We start from the raw sequence: 14,300 nt of genomic DNA on the forward strand, positions 1-14,300 counted from the left end.
ATCTGGACGATTACGATGTTCTGCTTACTCCGGACGGCACGATCCTTTACGTTGACCATTAAACGGCTCTGCCCATAAGGGAACTCCGTGTCCTGCCGGGTGAATGCCGGCGTGGCCCGGAGCTTCCGGGAACAATTCTTCAGTAATACCTGAAGTCATCAAGGAAGTAAGGAGGGGGCGTTTTCCGCGCAGGCCGCGGGAGGCGCCCCCTCTGATTGACGGGCGATCGTCGGCACGATGACGATGTTTTGCCGGCCCCGGATGGCGATCTCTTCTTGACGCGGACCATGAAACAGACGAAGGCGGGAAAGAGGTCTTCTTTTGACGAAGGCCAAAACGTCTCTTTTCATGTTCCTTTTGCCAATGCACTACCTCTTCCGGATGGAGGCCGGCGCAGGGGGAACAGGGGCTTTCCCTCCGGAGAACGGAGCGAAGTTCCAGGAAACATTGCTTAAAGGCCCTGTGCCGCGCACCTGGAACAACCCGCCGGCCAGAAGGAAGACGGGGGAGGTAATCAGCCCCGGCAGGCCGCGCAGCCCCAACTTGAAATCTGAATTGACCTGCAGGTCGGAAAGACGTATCCAGCCCCCGCCCTCCAGAGACATGTTGCTGCCCTGGGCCGCGAAGTTACTGGTGCGCACATAACCCTTTTCAATGGAAAAATCGCAATCGGCCCTGGATATCTTGTAATTGATCAGATGCCCCAGCCCCGGAATATAATTGGAGAGGGCTTCCCCCAAAAATCCGAACAGAGGAATTTCCACCAGGTCGCCATGCACCAGGGCCGCCTCCCCCTTCGCCTGAATAGAATTCATATTGCCGCCCCTGGATGAAAATTCAATGGCGCCGTGCACGGTGGCTTTCTCCATCTTCTTGTCATAGGATTTCCCAATGGACGCCAAGTTCATATCCTGGAGTACAAAAGAACCGTTCAGGGCATCCCCATCGTCAATCTGCGCCAGCACACGGCCCGTAAAAGAACCGTCCCAAATGGTTCCCTTCATCTTGTCCACAACCACCCACTGCGGAGAAAGCAGCACTTCTCCCTTTGTTTTTCCGAGGTCCAGCGTAGTACCCAGCAAGGGATAGCGCACGCGCCCGGCGGAAGCGTCAAAGCGGATGCGCCCCTTCATCAGCTTCATGTCATCCCCCATTGGGAACATGCCGCCTCCGGAAAGCGTTACGGGCCGTGTAAAGACAAACTCCTTTAACACCCTGGCGGCGCTATCGGAAAACATCCGCAGAGTATAACCGGGATAGGCCTGTCCCTCCAGGCCAAGCACTTCCACCGTATCCTGCGCAAAACGGAAATCTATGCTCTTGGCCTTGAGCGTGCATTCCGAAGGACCTCCGGACAATCCGGCGGAAGACAGGTAATTCCCGTTGGAAACCACAGTCGTCACATTGGTCAGCACCAGCTGGTCCGTCACCAGATGGGCATCCGCCCGGGCGGACTTCAAATCCACCCCTTTGTAGCGCGTGTTGGTTGCGGAAACAGTAGCCTGCAAGTCGTAAGCCTTTTCCAGATTATACAGGCCCAATGTCCCCTGGAAAGAAAGTTCCAGGCCGGAATCCTGGCGGAAGGAAAAGCGGCTCATTAAAAAGTCGTCATCCTTTATGCTTAACAACTGGTCTATCGTTTGCAGCGGAACCGAGGACTGCCCCATGATAAACATCTGACCGTCCAGAAAACCGTTGGCGAATAACTCAAAAACGCCCTTCTCCATTTCTATCCGGCAGTTTTGCACAAAAAGCTGGTTGGGACGGTATTCCGCCTCCACATCCGCCGTCTTAACGGAAACCTTGTTCCAAGCCAGGTTTTCCGCATGGATGCGCGCGCGGACCAGCGTCGGCTCCACAGGCTTGCCCTCCGGAATATCCAGCCTGCCGTGAACCCATAAAACCGCTTTTTCCGGAAGTTGCAAATTCTCAGGAACAGGAACCGAATTCCCGGCCAGAGTCACCAGCAGTCCAGGTTCCAGATTCGATTCCATCGTAAAAACAAGGTCAGTGCCCAGGTAGCTGCCTTCCAGCCTCACCCGGCCGTCATCCCGCACCAGGTCCAATTGGGTGACATTAATGGAACGGCCGATCAATTCCGCCCTGGCCGTAGCGGAGACAAATTCCACCCCCTGGTAAAAGACATCCGTCACGGAAGCCTCAATCCGGAGGCGGTCCACCCGGAGCGGCCCTTTCCAGCCCTTCCCCATATCCACGGAACCGTACACCTTCAATTCCGGGTCTCCCCTGATTTCCAACGTTGGCGGCAGTTTCGCATCCTCCGGCGCAAGAGAGCGGGCCATGCCCAGCATCGCATTCATGGGCAATGTGCTGTGCACGTCTATCTTGATTTCCCCGTCCACTCCCATCACTTTGCCGGAAAAACTGCCTCCGGGATGCCTTATGTCCAGATCAGTTACATAGAAATTACCGTTTTCGTAACTGAAATCGCAGGAAGCCCTCTGGAATTTTTCCCCAAGCACGGAAAACGCACCCAAGGAACCGGCCCCTAAAACATTCAGATGCTCCACGCCCTCCCAGTTTTCCGAAAAAACCGCACGCCCGGATAGCTGCACATGCGGCTCGCTCAGGAACTTCATTTCCCGCGGCACCAGAGCTTCATCAACAATAGCCACCGCCCAGGAAACCAGCGGAGCCGTACTGCGGACATCCCAGATCAGCGTGCGCTTTTTCAAATCGGCCTGGAGGGAAAGGCTGACGAAACCGGCCGTTTCCGCATCCCGCATGGTAAAACGCTTGGCCATAATGACGGAATCCGCATAATCCCCGCTGAACAGAAAATCCTTGAGTATGATTTTTCCGTACCTGAGGGAAAGCGCCTGCAAATCCATGCCCACACGCACGCCGCCTTTCGGATCGTCGCTTAAATTGACAATCAGGCGCGGAGGGGATGATTCAGGCCACTTCACCCGGTCCATGTAATTCAGCGCCTGATTCAACTGTTCCCTGACGGCGGCCATGTCCTGAGCCGTCAGCGTAAAGTCGCCGGAATCATCCTGCCCCATGGAAAATGCCCCCTGGGCCGTCACCCGGATGCCCTGCACCACGGCATCCGCATTGACGATGTCCACCATGCCGGGACGCTCCAGATTCAGTTCCGCGTTCACCCCCGTTACGGAAAAAACTTTTTCCGGATTCCCTGCATCTACGGGCAGGGTGACGTCCATCCCCTTCACATTCACCCGCTCCGGCACTACTTGCCCGTCTATCAGTTTTTTCCAATTCAGCGCCACATCCGCCTCATGCAGCAAAACTATGGGCCGGCGCGTTTCCGGCGCAGCCTCCGGATCCAGCAACTCCACGTTTTTCAGTGTCACGACGGCACGGGGCCACAGAGCAACCTTCAGCGTCCCTATATGGGAAGGGATGCCCTTTTCCAGAAGAACCTGTTCCACCCGCTGCACGACGAAGGAGGGCACCCCCCAGATGGAAATGCAGCATACGCACCCCAGCAACAACGCCCCCAGCAAAATAATCACTGTGGGAATCAGCCCCTTAATCCATCTCATAAATGTCCGCTGAGCCATAAGCCTTGTCTTCTTTGCACAGGTGCTTCGGTACGCTACCTTAAAAGAAGAGACATTGCACCATCAATTTGTGTTGCCTATTTATTTTACGGCACCGGAAATGATGTCATCCGCCTTGAACATCCCCGCGTTTCATCCAGTCAAACACTTTACAGGCGGAAAGCCGCTCTTACTACCCCAGACAATCATGAACATTACCATTCACCGGGCATCCACCCGTGGTCATGCCAACCACGGATGGCTGGACACATACCATACGTTCAGCTTCGCCAGTTATTTCAACCCGGAACGCATGCAATTCGGAGCTCTGCGCGTACTCAACGACGACACGGTTCTCCCGGAAAAAGGCTTCGGCTCCCATCCGCACAAAAATATGGAGGTGGTTTCCATCCCTCTGCAAGGAAAACTCCGCCACGGAGACAGCCTGAACAACAGCCACGCCATTACCCGCGGAGAAATTCAGGTGATGAGCGCCGGAACGGGCATCCTGCACAGCGAATTCAACGACAGTCCCACGGAACCATTGGAATTCCTGCAAATATGGATTATTCCGGACAGAGTCAACGCGCCTCCCAGATACCGGGATTACAACATTGCTCCCCTGCTGAAACACAATGAAATTTCTACCTTCCTGGCCCCGGAAACGGATATTTCCATCATGCAGCAGGCCTGGTTTTCCTGGGCGGATCTGGACAGGGGCATAGAACGGGAATACCAATTCAAGGGACGGAACACGGGCGTATACATCTTCGTGATAGAAGGAGAAATAAAAATAGGAGATGCAGTGTTGCACAGTCGGGACGGAGCCGGAATTACGGATACGGAAACCGTCTCCATGGAAGCCCTCCAGAACTCAACCGTTCTGCTGATGGAAGTAGCCGTCTGATTTCTGCGGACTGCCCGGCTTTCCGGTTGCGTTGCCTTACCTAGGCGGCAGTTTTTTTACGCCTCGCCGCTCGTTCTTTTGCCGTGCAGGAAATGGCCTATCCTCCACCCCAGCTGCACCAGTCCGTAGCACAGTCCACCCAGAACCACGCTGGAAACAATCCAGCCCGCTGCGAATTCCAGGCTTACCATGCCGATGCTCAATCCGCCAAACGGCTCCCAGGACCACTGCTGAACTCCCGCTTTCAGCATCTCCCAGTTCGCTCCGGACATAGGGAGCCCCAAAACCGAAAAAAGAAACCATCCCAGCCACCATTGAGCGGGAATGGCAAAAAAAGTAAAGCCGGGGGGGGAAAGCCACGCCATCAGAATGGCTACGGGAATATTGCCCTTGCGCCACAGGCAGGCGAAAACGCCCCACAGGCTCTGCATGGGAAGCGGGGCAATCGCTGCGGCAGCCCCCCAGGCGGCGCCCGTCGCTACGGACTGCCTGTTCCACGACCAGTAAACAGAATCAAAAACCCTGGCGGAAAGGAACTTGCTGGTCCACGATTTTTTGCGCACCTCCGTCAGCAGGTAAAGCCTGACTTTGCGCATCAATTGCCTGTAGCGGTGTTCCATCCGCCGCAGAGTCTCCTATAAACCGGCCTTGAATCAATCGTAAAATGCTCCAGTACGAGGAATGCCGCATTTTTACGCCCGAATGCCTCTCTGCGCTCGGTTTTTCTTGATTCTTCATGCGGTTTCATGAAATACCTGCGTGCACATCTTTTTCCGAATCATGAGCAAGCAACGACTCGATATCCTTCTGGTTTCCCGCAATCTCGTAGAATCCCGGGAGCTGGCCCAGCGGCTCATCATTGCCGGAGAAGTGAGCGTGGGGGGGCATCCCTCCACCAAGCCCGGTCTCAAGGTCAATGAAGACGCGGATATCGCCATCAGAAACCGTCCCCGCTATGTCAGCCGCGGCGGCCTGAAAATGGAAGGAGCCCTGAATGCCTTCCCCGTTTCTGCGGAAGGCAAGGTCTGCCTTGACATTGGGGCTTCCACAGGAGGCTTCACGGACTGCCTGCTCCAGCACGGAGCCGCCAGAGTGCATGCCATAGACGTAGGAACCAACCAGCTCGTCTGGAAACTGCGTCAGGACCCCCGCGTCATTGTGAAGGAAAAATTCAACGCCCGCTACATGACTCCGGAGGATATTGGGGAACAAGTGGATCTGATCGTTTCCGACGTCTCCTTTATCTCTCTGAAAAAAATCCTGCCAGCCGCCTTTCCCCTGCTGAAAAAAGGAGGAGACGCCCTGGTGCTCATCAAGCCCCAGTTTGAACTTCAGCCGGAAGACATAGGCCCCGGCGGCATCGTCCGGGATCCGGCTTTGCACCAGCGGGCAGTGGACTCCATACGCACTTTCGTCACGGAGGAGCTGAACCGTTCCTGGATGGGGTGCGAACCCTCCCCTATCACGGGAACGGACGGCAACCATGAATTTCTGGCATGGCTCAAATAGCTGCGGCCTTTTACTGTCCGGAAAAATCCTTCAGGCACCGTGGAAGGGGTCAACAGTTTCCCACAGACCTGTTGCCATCCCATGATTCCACATCAAAGTCTACCCTGCCTGCCCCTTGCTCAAAACTTGAGAATACCGGTATTTTCCGCTGGTAGGGAAATATTCCTCTGATGCACAGGTGACTGGCCGTGTAACCTGATGACAAATCCTACCGGGAACCTCAAAGAAGCAACAACACACCTCAGACGTGATTAAAAGAGACTTTCACCATTCTCATTGAATCCACGTTGAACATTCACCGAGCTACTCCTTTGGGCGACCGGCTCGACGTACGAAATTCAGTCTTCCCTACATACACCCTCCGAACACCAGGTTCCGCACATTCATCCCTGAAACGTACTTCCAGCTCATAGTTCTGATCATTGCGAAGGTGTTCGAAATACGTTAGCAATAAATAAGCTTCCTTGATGGAGACTTCATGCTTTTCTCCCGGTTTCAACGTAATGAAACATATCTCGTCCGCTGCCCGTTCAAGCAAATACAAGGGTCCATAACGGGCTTTTGGAGTCTTTATTTTGCCCACCATGTGCCCATATCTCTTCCCTCCCTCTTTTTCCCATATTTCGATGTCGATATTAGGTCCATATTCCTTGAGGGGATAGAAGTCGTCAAACAGGCGAACGGTCTTTTCGCCTTTGTTCGTGAACACCAGTTTGAAGTCAGGAAAAGCCTCCCTCGCGTCAAACTCGGTTTTTTCCATCACCACGGAACATTCCACTCCGTTGTCGGCCATGTCCCCCCATGCCGCAACATGGAGGGACAGACAAACCAAAATTCCTAAATACCGGAAAATTTTTTTCATCACAGCGAGAGTTTGGCCGTCGCCCGGAAAGTCCCCAGGAAATGAGCTGGCTTCCACAAAGGAAAAATCCTCCCTCATCGAATATAAGCGAGGATATTTTAATCATTTGTTAAGGCTTAGTACAGAATTTTGTCTCTCCCTTGTATGTCCTGCGAACTCCCGGTTCGCCGCGCTCATCCATGTACTCCACTTCCAGCAAGTAGGTTTCTCCCTTGGACAAACGCAGCGTCTCAGGGAGAAATTCCACCAGCAAGTAAACGTCCTTAATGGGGACTTCGTGTTTTTCTCCGGGCTTCAAGGTAATAAACCGGATGTCCTGAAACATCGGGTTAACGTGGTAGGCTCCCAGATACGAGCCAACTTCTTTCTTCTCCTTCCCTGTTTGTTGGCTCCAAAGTTTTATCATGATATGAGGACCTAAAGTTGGATCAGGATAAAAACCATCATAAAGCCGGACAGGCTCTTTTCCCTTGTTAGTAAAAACGAGCGTAAAATCCCGTAGCCTGTCTCTTACGTCAAAGAAAGTTTTTTCCATCTTGATGGTGCATTCCAGGCCGTTGTCCGCCTGATCGCCCAGGGCGGCACCGGACAGCAACACGCCAACCAACAAATTGACGAAGAGACAGGCTTTATTCATGCTTTAATAAAGAAACATTTAGTTTTCTTCACCGTTGACCGGGGGAAGGAAACACACAGGTTCCGTTACTCCCGGCACCGTGACGTTCCGGGGAACCCGGGTCCAGCCGTTGGCATCCGCTAAAGCGATAACACTCCTGATCGCTTCATTCAAGACTTTTTGCCCTGCACAATAAGGACGGCTATTCGCATCATCCGGAAGTTTTTGGACATAGGCCCAGACTTCTTGTTGGAATTTCTTCTCCCAATCGGTAACGGCCTTCTTCATCGCTTCCAATGCCTGGTCCATATCCGGGTATTCCTTGCAGGAGACGCTTTCCTTTTCCAGTTCTTCCTGAACCTTTAAATGTTTCCAGTAAAACTGGTATGATTCCTTCCACTGCTGGCGGTGGTGTTCTTCATGAGCAATACTGGCTTCTTGGGTGCTCCAACCTAAAACACCTCCCCTGGCTTGTTCTCCGTTCATACACTCAACTGCTATGATGGCTTCCCCTTCCGTTGCCGGGGGATTGACAAGAGCGTCCCGATAGCCTCCCGTGCGAATCAGCATCTCAGTACCGCAGGAAACATGGGCAACCCGGAGCCTCCAAACATCGGCTACTTCATCCTTACACGCCGTCACAAAGATTTTGGGCACGATAGGCGTGGTAATGCAATCTCCCCCTTCATTTGAAAAAGTCGGTTCCTTTTCGTCAAATCCGATTTCCACCTCCTGGGATTCTTCACAGGTGATGGTGGCCTCTTTCACGATGGTCCACAATTTCATCTTAGGGGATGCTGAAAAGGTGCGCTTCATTGTCGAATTGTCGGAATAATCACCTTCCTTGATTGGTTCCCTGTCCATCGTTACATTGAAGGCAATCGCATTGCCGCTGGTAGGAGAATATCCCTCATTGATGCACAGAAGAGTAACCTTGTAATAGCCCGCTTTCAGGTTTCTTGACCCGGTGGCCAGTTCCAAGCGTCCGTGAGGGGGAATACCATCTTTGACGCAGACTTCCTCACCCGCGATTTTGAGAAACCCCTTGTCGTCTGCTTCAAGGCCGAAATAGTAAAGGCCGTCCTCTTCCACCTTGATAAACATTTCCGGAGCTCCGGAGCAGGAAGCGTGTTCGCACTCCGAGCCGTCAAAACGGCATTCCGTGGCTTCTACACCAAGCTTCTTGTCAATGAGAGGTTCACTTCCATCATAGATGCAAACGGGACCAACAGCCTTATTTAGAGGAATATAATTATTCATGTTCCTGATAGTTTATTGTTTCCGAACTAACGTTTAGTTCACCGGGAATCATGAAGAGTTCCTGAGCCAGCAACAACACGCCTCAGACGTGATGAAAAAGAAATCCCCGGTTATCTCCAATAAAAATGACGGATGCCACTCAGCACCCGCCATATATATGTTAGTAGTTTGGAACGTATCGCCACACGAACATGTGAATTAGTATACGATGATACAAAATCCTCCCCGCACAACCTCCACCCCTTCCCTTTCGCCTGAATAGGCGGCATTATCCCATATAACCTCCATGGAAAGAAGAAGCTCCCGCTTTCCTTCATCCCATAAAAAACGCCGCCTTTCCACGAAACCGGGAAAGACGGCGTTTCCGTTGCTACAACGTAAAATTAAAGCTGGGAAGCGGCTCCCTTGTCCAGAAGGAACTTGGCGTTCGGATGCTTCTGAAGGTAGGAGGCGGCCACCTCCACCGTCACAGGCCCCTGAACAGCCTTCTTCACGATGGACGCCTTCTTTTCTCCCCAGGCCATCAGAGCCACTTCACGAGCGCCCATGATGGTAGCCACGCCCATAGTAATGGCGGTGGTGGGAACATTTTCAATACCGCCGAAAGCGGGAGCGGCGTCGGAACGGGTCAATTCGTCCAGATGAACCTGCCGGGTAATGGTGGTGTCATCAGAGCCGGGTTCGTTAAAGCCGATATGGCCAGTCCGGCCAATGCCGAGAATCTGGAGGTCAATACCGCCGCAGTCCTTGATCTTTTGTTCATAGGCGGCGCAGTGGGCGGCAATTTCATCATCCTTCACGGTGCCGGAGGGCAGATTGATGTTTTCCGGCTTGATGTCGATGTGGTTGAAAAGGTTGGTGTGCATGAAATACCAGTAGGACTCCGGATGGTCACGATCCAGGCCGCTGTATTCGTCCAGATTGAAGGAAATGACGTTGGCAAAGGAAAGGCCTTCCTCTTTATGCATGCGAACCAGTTCCGCGTAAAAAGGCAGCGGAGTGGCCCCCGTGGCAAGGCCAAGAACCACGTTTTTGCCTTCAGCGGCGCGCGTACGGATCAATTCCGCAACTTCTCCTGCCAAAGCCTTGGCAGCATCCTGGGGAGTTTCAAAAGTTTCTACTTTCATAACGCGCCCTATTTTACTGCGTTTCCGGGCATTTTCAACCGAAATAGTCCCGGAATGATGCACAGCGGCGCACTTGCGCAAAAAATCCCCGGGTACGGAGGCCTCTTCCCTTTCCCCATCCGTTCAGGAAACCGCCCGCATTACCCTTGAACTTTCCCCCCCGATCATGTATTGCCTTTCCTGACATGGCAGGTTTGATTATTTCTCCAAGAGCACGTATTTTTCAAGGACACGACTGGGTTTACGGCACGGAAGTGCGCAAGGTCTTCGGCAACCCGCAGCCGGGGGACGTCGTGTCCCTGAAGGATTTCAAGGACCGCTTTCTGGGTTCCGCCATGTTCAATCCCCATTCCCAGATCGTCGCCCGGCGTTTCTCCCGCCGCAAACAGGAACTGAACGGAGATTTCTTTTCCAGGCGCATCAGCCAGGCAGTGGAACTGCGCCGCCGTCTGCTTCCGGAAGAAACTCTCACCCGGCTCGTCTGGAGCGAATCCGACGGGCTTCCCGGCCTCATTGTGGACCGTTACGCGGATTATCTGGTCGTCCAGACGCTGACGATCGCCATGGAACGCCGCCTCCCCATCATCCTGAATGTTCTGGAAGACCTTCTTTCTCCCCGCGGGATTATTGTCAGGAATGATTCCCCCATGCTGGCGGCGGAGGGGATTGCTCCCTCCGTCCGGGTGGCGCGGGGGCAGCAACCGGAACCTTTTGCCGCACGCAGCGGCAGCGTGCAATTCATGATTGACCTTCAGACGGGACAAAAAACCGGCCTGTATCTGGACCAGCTTGACAATTACGCCGCCGTAGCGCGCTTCGCCCGCGGACGACGCGTGCTGGACTGCTTCTGCAACCAGGGCGGTTTCGCCCTGGCCTGCGCCCTGGCCGGAGCTTCGGAAGTAACGGCCGTGGACGTTTCTCAGGACGCTATGGACGCCGTAGCGCGGAACGCCCGCCTGAACGGAGTCTCCGTGCAGTGCGTCACGGATAATGCGTTCGACTTCCTGAAAAAGGAAGCGGCCCTCGTCCGGGACGGAGGAGAACACAAATGGGATTTGATTATCCTGGACCCTCCCTCTTTTACCAGAAACAAAAAATCCGTGCATGACGCCATGCGCGGATATAAGGAAATCCACCTCCGCGCCATGAAGCTTCTGACCCCGGGAGGCATCCTTTCCACCTTCTGCTGTTCCCACCACGCCGGAGCGGACCTGTTCCGTGAGAGTGTGCTTGCCGCCGCCATTGACGCTCCGGCCACCCTGCGCCTGATGCAGCAACATGGCCAAAGAGCGGATCATCCGGTTTTATTGAATATTCCGGAAACGGAATACCTGAAGGGGTTCACTTATGAACTGCTTCCCGGAAGATGATTTCATGATAATAACAACAACCATTCCTTCCGGCCCGATATTGTCAAAATGAGGTAAAAATATAATGCTGTTTCCATTGAATAAAAACATTGTTCCCATGAAAAAATACTTGCGTATCCCCTTTTCCTCCACTATATTGCGCCCCGAGCAGGTGAGCGCTCGTTAAAAAAGCTCTCTGGATCTTAACCGATCCAGTTTCATAGGGTAGTTGGGGCGCCCCGGCCGTTTTACGGTCGGGGCGACTTTCTTTTTCAGGGAATGCCTGGAATTGCATCTTTTCAATCAGGCGGCTTTATAGTAGGGTTCATGAAAATAACCCACATTTCCCTTCATGCATCCTGCTGTAGAACAAATCCGCCAGTACCTGCAATTGATCGCCCTGCAATTCGTGCAACACCCGGAACAGGCGGAATTGCGCGTTGCGGAATCCCCGCAGAGAGACGCCGTCCGCTTCCGTTTGATTCTGGAAAAAACGGACGTGGCCCGCATCATCGGCCGCAATGGAATGACGGCCTCCGCCATTCGTTCCCTGGCGAAGGCGGCCGGGGAAAAACACGGCATCAAGGTCATTGTGCACATGCTTTCCCATGAGGAAGCGGCCGAACAGCCGTAAGCGGCGCTCCTGCGCCTACAATTCCACATCCAGCACCAGGGCCAGAAGGTTAAATGGAGCCGGAGTCTCCACACGGAGGGCAAAGGAAGACTGCTCATCCATACCATAGTTGTGGATCATCCGCACATAGCCGGAGTAAGGTTCGGAAACACCGTACCTGCCGGGCTGGAAATCCTTCCATGCCTCCGGGGCCCCCGTTCCGTAGCGGAATTTCAGGGTGCTTTCATGAAGCAGGACGCGCGCACCTAGCTGCTTTTTAAAGCGACCCAGCGTCTCAAGCGTTTCCAGGGGCATTGTCCTTACTTCCGCCGGAGCGGCCAGACCTACGGAGACTGCTTCCCCATCCCCTCTTCCGGGACAGGCGGCATTCCCGGCTCCGTCAACGCTGATGTCCATGCATGCGCCGTCCCCGCCCACCAAAAAGGCGCCGCATCCCGCCAAATGGCTCAGGCCGGACAGCGTTCCCCCCTTCACGACAGCCTCCGTACAGGCATCCAGGCAGGCATTCCCGTCCGCCATGCATTCCACCGTAATGCAGGCCTCATCCCCCTCCCCGCGCGCCACGGCAAACCATACTTCCTCATCCGGTGTGTTGCGGGAACCGCGCAGGGATGCTACGGACAAAATACGGCCGTGTTCCAAACGGTGCGCATGCCACGCCACCACATTCTGCTCCCGGTTCAGGGTCATGCATACGGCGCTGCCGTCACCCAGCACGCACCAGACATGGAACGCCGTGCTCCTCTGCACAGTCCAGTCCACAATTCCCTCCGCCAGCAGATGGTCGGACAACAGGCTCACATCCCTTGTCTGGTAGCCGTCAGCCTCCAGAGAATAAAATAATTCCCGGACCTTCATCCCGCCCTGCTGCACAAAAAGAAGGCTGTTTTCTACAGACAGGGCATCCAGGGAAGCGGAGCCCACTCCGGAATGACGCTCAAATCCGGCGTTAGAGGCATTCAACCCTTCTGAATTGGTGGCGGACAAACGCCATTCCCCCTCGCTGGTGCCGATCATCAGCCCCCGGAGGGAAGCTATCCAGGAAATGCGGTTCTGCTGGGAAGCCGCCATGGTCAGAATCATGGGGGAATCCGCCGGAATGCCGGGCGTAAACGCGGAAAAATCATCCACCCTGCTGGCCCACAGCGTCTGGGGCTGCCCAGGCGTGCCACCGAACCACAGCCGCCCCTGATGGAACTCTACCGTGCACGGATAACCGTTCCGGACCCCGAACGCACCAAAGGACCAGTCATTGGTATCACAGTCACTCAGCGTATGATAGGACAGATGAAGGGCGTTCGCAAGATAGGCGCTGCGCGGGGAAACATATTCCTCCACCACCACTTCATGATTGAAGGAGCCGGCAGCAGCACGGAATACGGGCGTTCCCGCAGAGGTCCCGCCCTTGTACGCCATGAGGCGGATTTTGTAATAGGACATTTCCTCTTCATTGCCGCTCAAGGTGAAATTATTCCGGAACCCCTCCCTCTGCTGGAAGCTCTTCACGGAATGCCACACCAGTTCCGGACGGTTGGGAAGGTAATTGGAACCGTCCGGATATCCCCGGCAAATTTCCCATTCCGCATCCCAGGTCCCAGTCGTCTCCAACGTCCACGCGCCATTGACATAAACGCGGGTACTGGCATCGGCTCCTTTTTCAAAAAAGGCCGTGTAACGCTCCGGGCGGTCCACTCCTTTCAGGTAGTCGCTTTCCCGGCTGAAATCGCGGATGCAGGTATAAGCCTGCCGCCAGCCATCCTCCCGGTTCATGGAAAAAGTTTCTCCCTTGTAAAGGTCCCGGTCCAGAGTCGTTAAATGGTAAAAAGGCATCTGGGTTCCCTCCGCCACGGTTTCTCCATATTTCCTGGTGATGCGCAGAAACTCCTTTCCCTCCATTTCCGGAGTGAATACATCATCGTCCGCCGTCGCCAGCAGTCTGTTGGCGCTTCCCTCCCGCACCATGCGGCATTCCAGCCGCACGGCATTCAGCAGGGAACTCTCATAAGGCATGCCGGAAAACTCCAATGCTTCCAGCCGCCAGTCATCGTCTGAGTAGCGGGCCAGCGTCATAGGCGGCGTAGAAGGTTCCACGCAGTAAATCACGTCATTCAGCTGCTGCATCCGGAGTTTGCTTACCTGTTCATCCGTCTTCCACGGAGTAAGCGTTTCCTGCGCCCCGCCTTCCGCATCCGTCAGAGGAGCGCCATTCTTAAAATACCGGATATAGCCGCGCCCCACTTCCAGCATAAACTGCACGCCCGTGGAGTACTTGAAGGAAACCAGCCTCACCATGCCCTCCCGGCATCCCGCGCGGGCGACCAGGCGTGTTCCCGGCCTGCGCCGGAGACCGCCGAAGGGGCTGACCAGAAAATTGATCAGCCGGGAGGCACCGCGGGACACGGGGTCCAGGTCGGCGCGTCCGGCCAGCCACGGGGTCAGCTCCCCGGCCGTAAAACTGAGCCGCTGCAATACTTGTTTTGCCATATTCCCCACCACGAAAGCAGAGAGG

Annotated in this window: 12 protein-coding genes; 4 read left to right on the plus strand and 8 right to left on the minus strand. The window is 54.6% G+C overall.

Translation table 11 applies throughout. The annotated features are described in order from the left end of the window. Window positions 1-158 precede the first annotated feature (158 nt). Together CI070_RS12845 and CI070_RS00690 are read right to left on the minus strand one after the other, a co-directional pair. Window positions 159-350, minus strand: a complete 192-nt coding sequence (locus CI070_RS12845; protein ID WP_143245583.1) for a hypothetical protein — start codon at window positions 348-350, stop codon at window positions 159-161. An 18-nt stretch (window positions 351-368) separates the two neighbouring features. Continuing rightward, window positions 369-3,530 carry an AsmA-like C-terminal region-containing protein gene (locus CI070_RS00690; RefSeq protein WP_179218370.1) on the minus strand — a complete coding sequence of 1,054 codons (3,162 nt, stop codon included), beginning with the start codon at window positions 3,528-3,530 and terminating at the stop codon, window positions 369-371. A gap of 205 nt (window positions 3,531-3,735) precedes the next feature. Between CI070_RS00690 and CI070_RS00695 the strand changes: the two genes are divergently transcribed. Further along, entirely contained in the window at window positions 3,736-4,434 is a 699-nt protein-coding gene (locus CI070_RS00695) for a pirin family protein (protein ID WP_094136221.1), read from the plus strand. Window positions 4,435-4,490: 56 nt separating this feature from the next. Here CI070_RS00695 and CI070_RS00700 read toward each other — a convergent pair whose 3' ends face one another. Next, window positions 4,491-5,030, minus strand: a complete 540-nt coding sequence (locus tag CI070_RS00700) for a DUF2062 domain-containing protein (protein ID WP_179219342.1) — start codon at window positions 5,028-5,030, stop codon at window positions 4,491-4,493. Between the two features lie 184 nt (window positions 5,031-5,214). On the opposite strand from CI070_RS00700, the gene CI070_RS00705 reads away from it, so the two are divergent. Continuing rightward, window positions 5,215-5,943 (plus strand): TlyA family RNA methyltransferase, encoded by a 729-nt coding sequence (locus CI070_RS00705; RefSeq protein ID WP_094136223.1) that lies wholly within the window; start codon window positions 5,215-5,217, stop codon window positions 5,941-5,943. 295 nt (window positions 5,944-6,238) lie between these two features. Here CI070_RS00705 and CI070_RS00710 read toward each other — a convergent pair whose 3' ends face one another. The 4 genes from CI070_RS00710 to nagB all read right to left on the minus strand — a co-directional run bounded on the left by CI070_RS00710 (window position 6,239) and on the right by nagB (window position 9,808). Further along, entirely contained in the window at window positions 6,239-6,805 is a 567-nt protein-coding gene (locus tag CI070_RS00710) for a hypothetical protein (RefSeq protein ID WP_094136333.1), read from the minus strand. A gap of 109 nt (window positions 6,806-6,914) precedes the next feature. Then, window positions 6,915-7,442: a hypothetical protein gene (locus CI070_RS00715; protein WP_094136224.1), complete on the minus strand. Its 528-nt coding sequence runs from the start codon at window positions 7,440-7,442 to the stop codon at window positions 6,915-6,917. Between the two features lie 18 nt (window positions 7,443-7,460). Beyond that, complete coding sequence (locus CI070_RS00720) at window positions 7,461-8,681, minus strand: hypothetical protein (RefSeq protein ID WP_094136225.1); 1,221 nt, start codon at window positions 8,679-8,681, stop codon at window positions 7,461-7,463. Window positions 8,682-9,064: 383 nt separating this feature from the next. After that, a complete protein-coding gene (gene nagB / locus CI070_RS00725; protein WP_022198221.1) occupies window positions 9,065-9,808 on the minus strand; it encodes a glucosamine-6-phosphate deaminase in 744 nt (247 codons plus the stop codon). A gap of 185 nt (window positions 9,809-9,993) precedes the next feature. Between nagB and CI070_RS00730 the strand changes: the two genes are divergently transcribed. Together CI070_RS00730 and CI070_RS00740 are read left to right on the plus strand one after the other, a co-directional pair. After that, the gene (locus tag CI070_RS00730) at window positions 9,994-11,178 is read left to right on the plus strand and encodes a class I SAM-dependent rRNA methyltransferase (RefSeq protein ID WP_094136226.1); all 1,185 of its coding nucleotides are present in this window, start codon (window positions 9,994-9,996) and stop codon (window positions 11,176-11,178) included. 331 nt (window positions 11,179-11,509) lie between these two features. Next, window positions 11,510-11,791 carry a KH domain-containing protein gene (locus CI070_RS00740; RefSeq protein WP_094136228.1) on the plus strand — a complete coding sequence of 94 codons (282 nt, stop codon included), beginning with the start codon at window positions 11,510-11,512 and terminating at the stop codon, window positions 11,789-11,791. Between the two features lie 15 nt (window positions 11,792-11,806). Here the strand turns inward: CI070_RS00740 and CI070_RS00745 are convergent, their stop codons facing one another. Next, window positions 11,807-14,275, minus strand: a complete 2,469-nt coding sequence (locus tag CI070_RS00745) for a hypothetical protein (RefSeq protein WP_143245584.1) — start codon at window positions 14,273-14,275, stop codon at window positions 11,807-11,809. Window positions 14,276-14,300 lie beyond the last annotated feature (25 nt).

Source organism: Akkermansia muciniphila (assembly GCF_900184965.1).
GTDB classification, from domain to species: Bacteria; Verrucomicrobiota; Verrucomicrobiia; order Verrucomicrobiales; family Akkermansiaceae; genus Akkermansia; species Akkermansia muciniphila_A.

Bases quoted from the DNA above. Each gene is read 5' to 3' on its own strand.
- CI070_RS00720 (WP_094136225.1), bottom strand. From the start codon at position 8,681: ATGAATAATTATATTCCTCTAAATAAGGCTGTTGGTCCCGTTTGCATC.
- nagB (WP_022198221.1), bottom strand. From the start codon at position 9,808: ATGAAAGTAGAAACTTTTGAAACTCCCCAGGATGCTGCCAAGGCTTTG.
- CI070_RS12845 (WP_143245583.1), bottom strand. From the start codon at position 350: ATGAAAAGAGACGTTTTGGCCTTCGTCAAAAGAAGACCTCTTTCCCGC.
- CI070_RS00710 (WP_094136333.1), bottom strand. From the start codon at position 6,805: ATGAAAAAAATTTTCCGGTATTTAGGAATTTTGGTTTGTCTGTCCCTC.
- CI070_RS00745 (WP_143245584.1), bottom strand. From the start codon at position 14,275: ATGGCAAAACAAGTATTGCAGCGGCTCAGTTTTACGGCCGGGGAGCTG.
- CI070_RS00740 (WP_094136228.1), top strand. From the start codon at position 11,510: ATGCATCCTGCTGTAGAACAAATCCGCCAGTACCTGCAATTGATCGCC.
- CI070_RS00705 (WP_094136223.1), top strand. From the start codon at position 5,215: ATGAGCAAGCAACGACTCGATATCCTTCTGGTTTCCCGCAATCTCGTA.
- CI070_RS00695 (WP_094136221.1), top strand. From the start codon at position 3,736: ATGAACATTACCATTCACCGGGCATCCACCCGTGGTCATGCCAACCAC.
- CI070_RS00715 (WP_094136224.1), bottom strand. From the start codon at position 7,442: ATGAATAAAGCCTGTCTCTTCGTCAATTTGTTGGTTGGCGTGTTGCTG.
- CI070_RS00730 (WP_094136226.1), top strand. From the start codon at position 9,994: ATGGCAGGTTTGATTATTTCTCCAAGAGCACGTATTTTTCAAGGACAC.
- CI070_RS00690 (WP_179218370.1), bottom strand. From the start codon at position 3,530: ATGAGATGGATTAAGGGGCTGATTCCCACAGTGATTATTTTGCTGGGG.
- CI070_RS00700 (WP_179219342.1), bottom strand. From the start codon at position 5,030: ATGCGCAAAGTCAGGCTTTACCTGCTGACGGAGGTGCGCAAAAAATCG.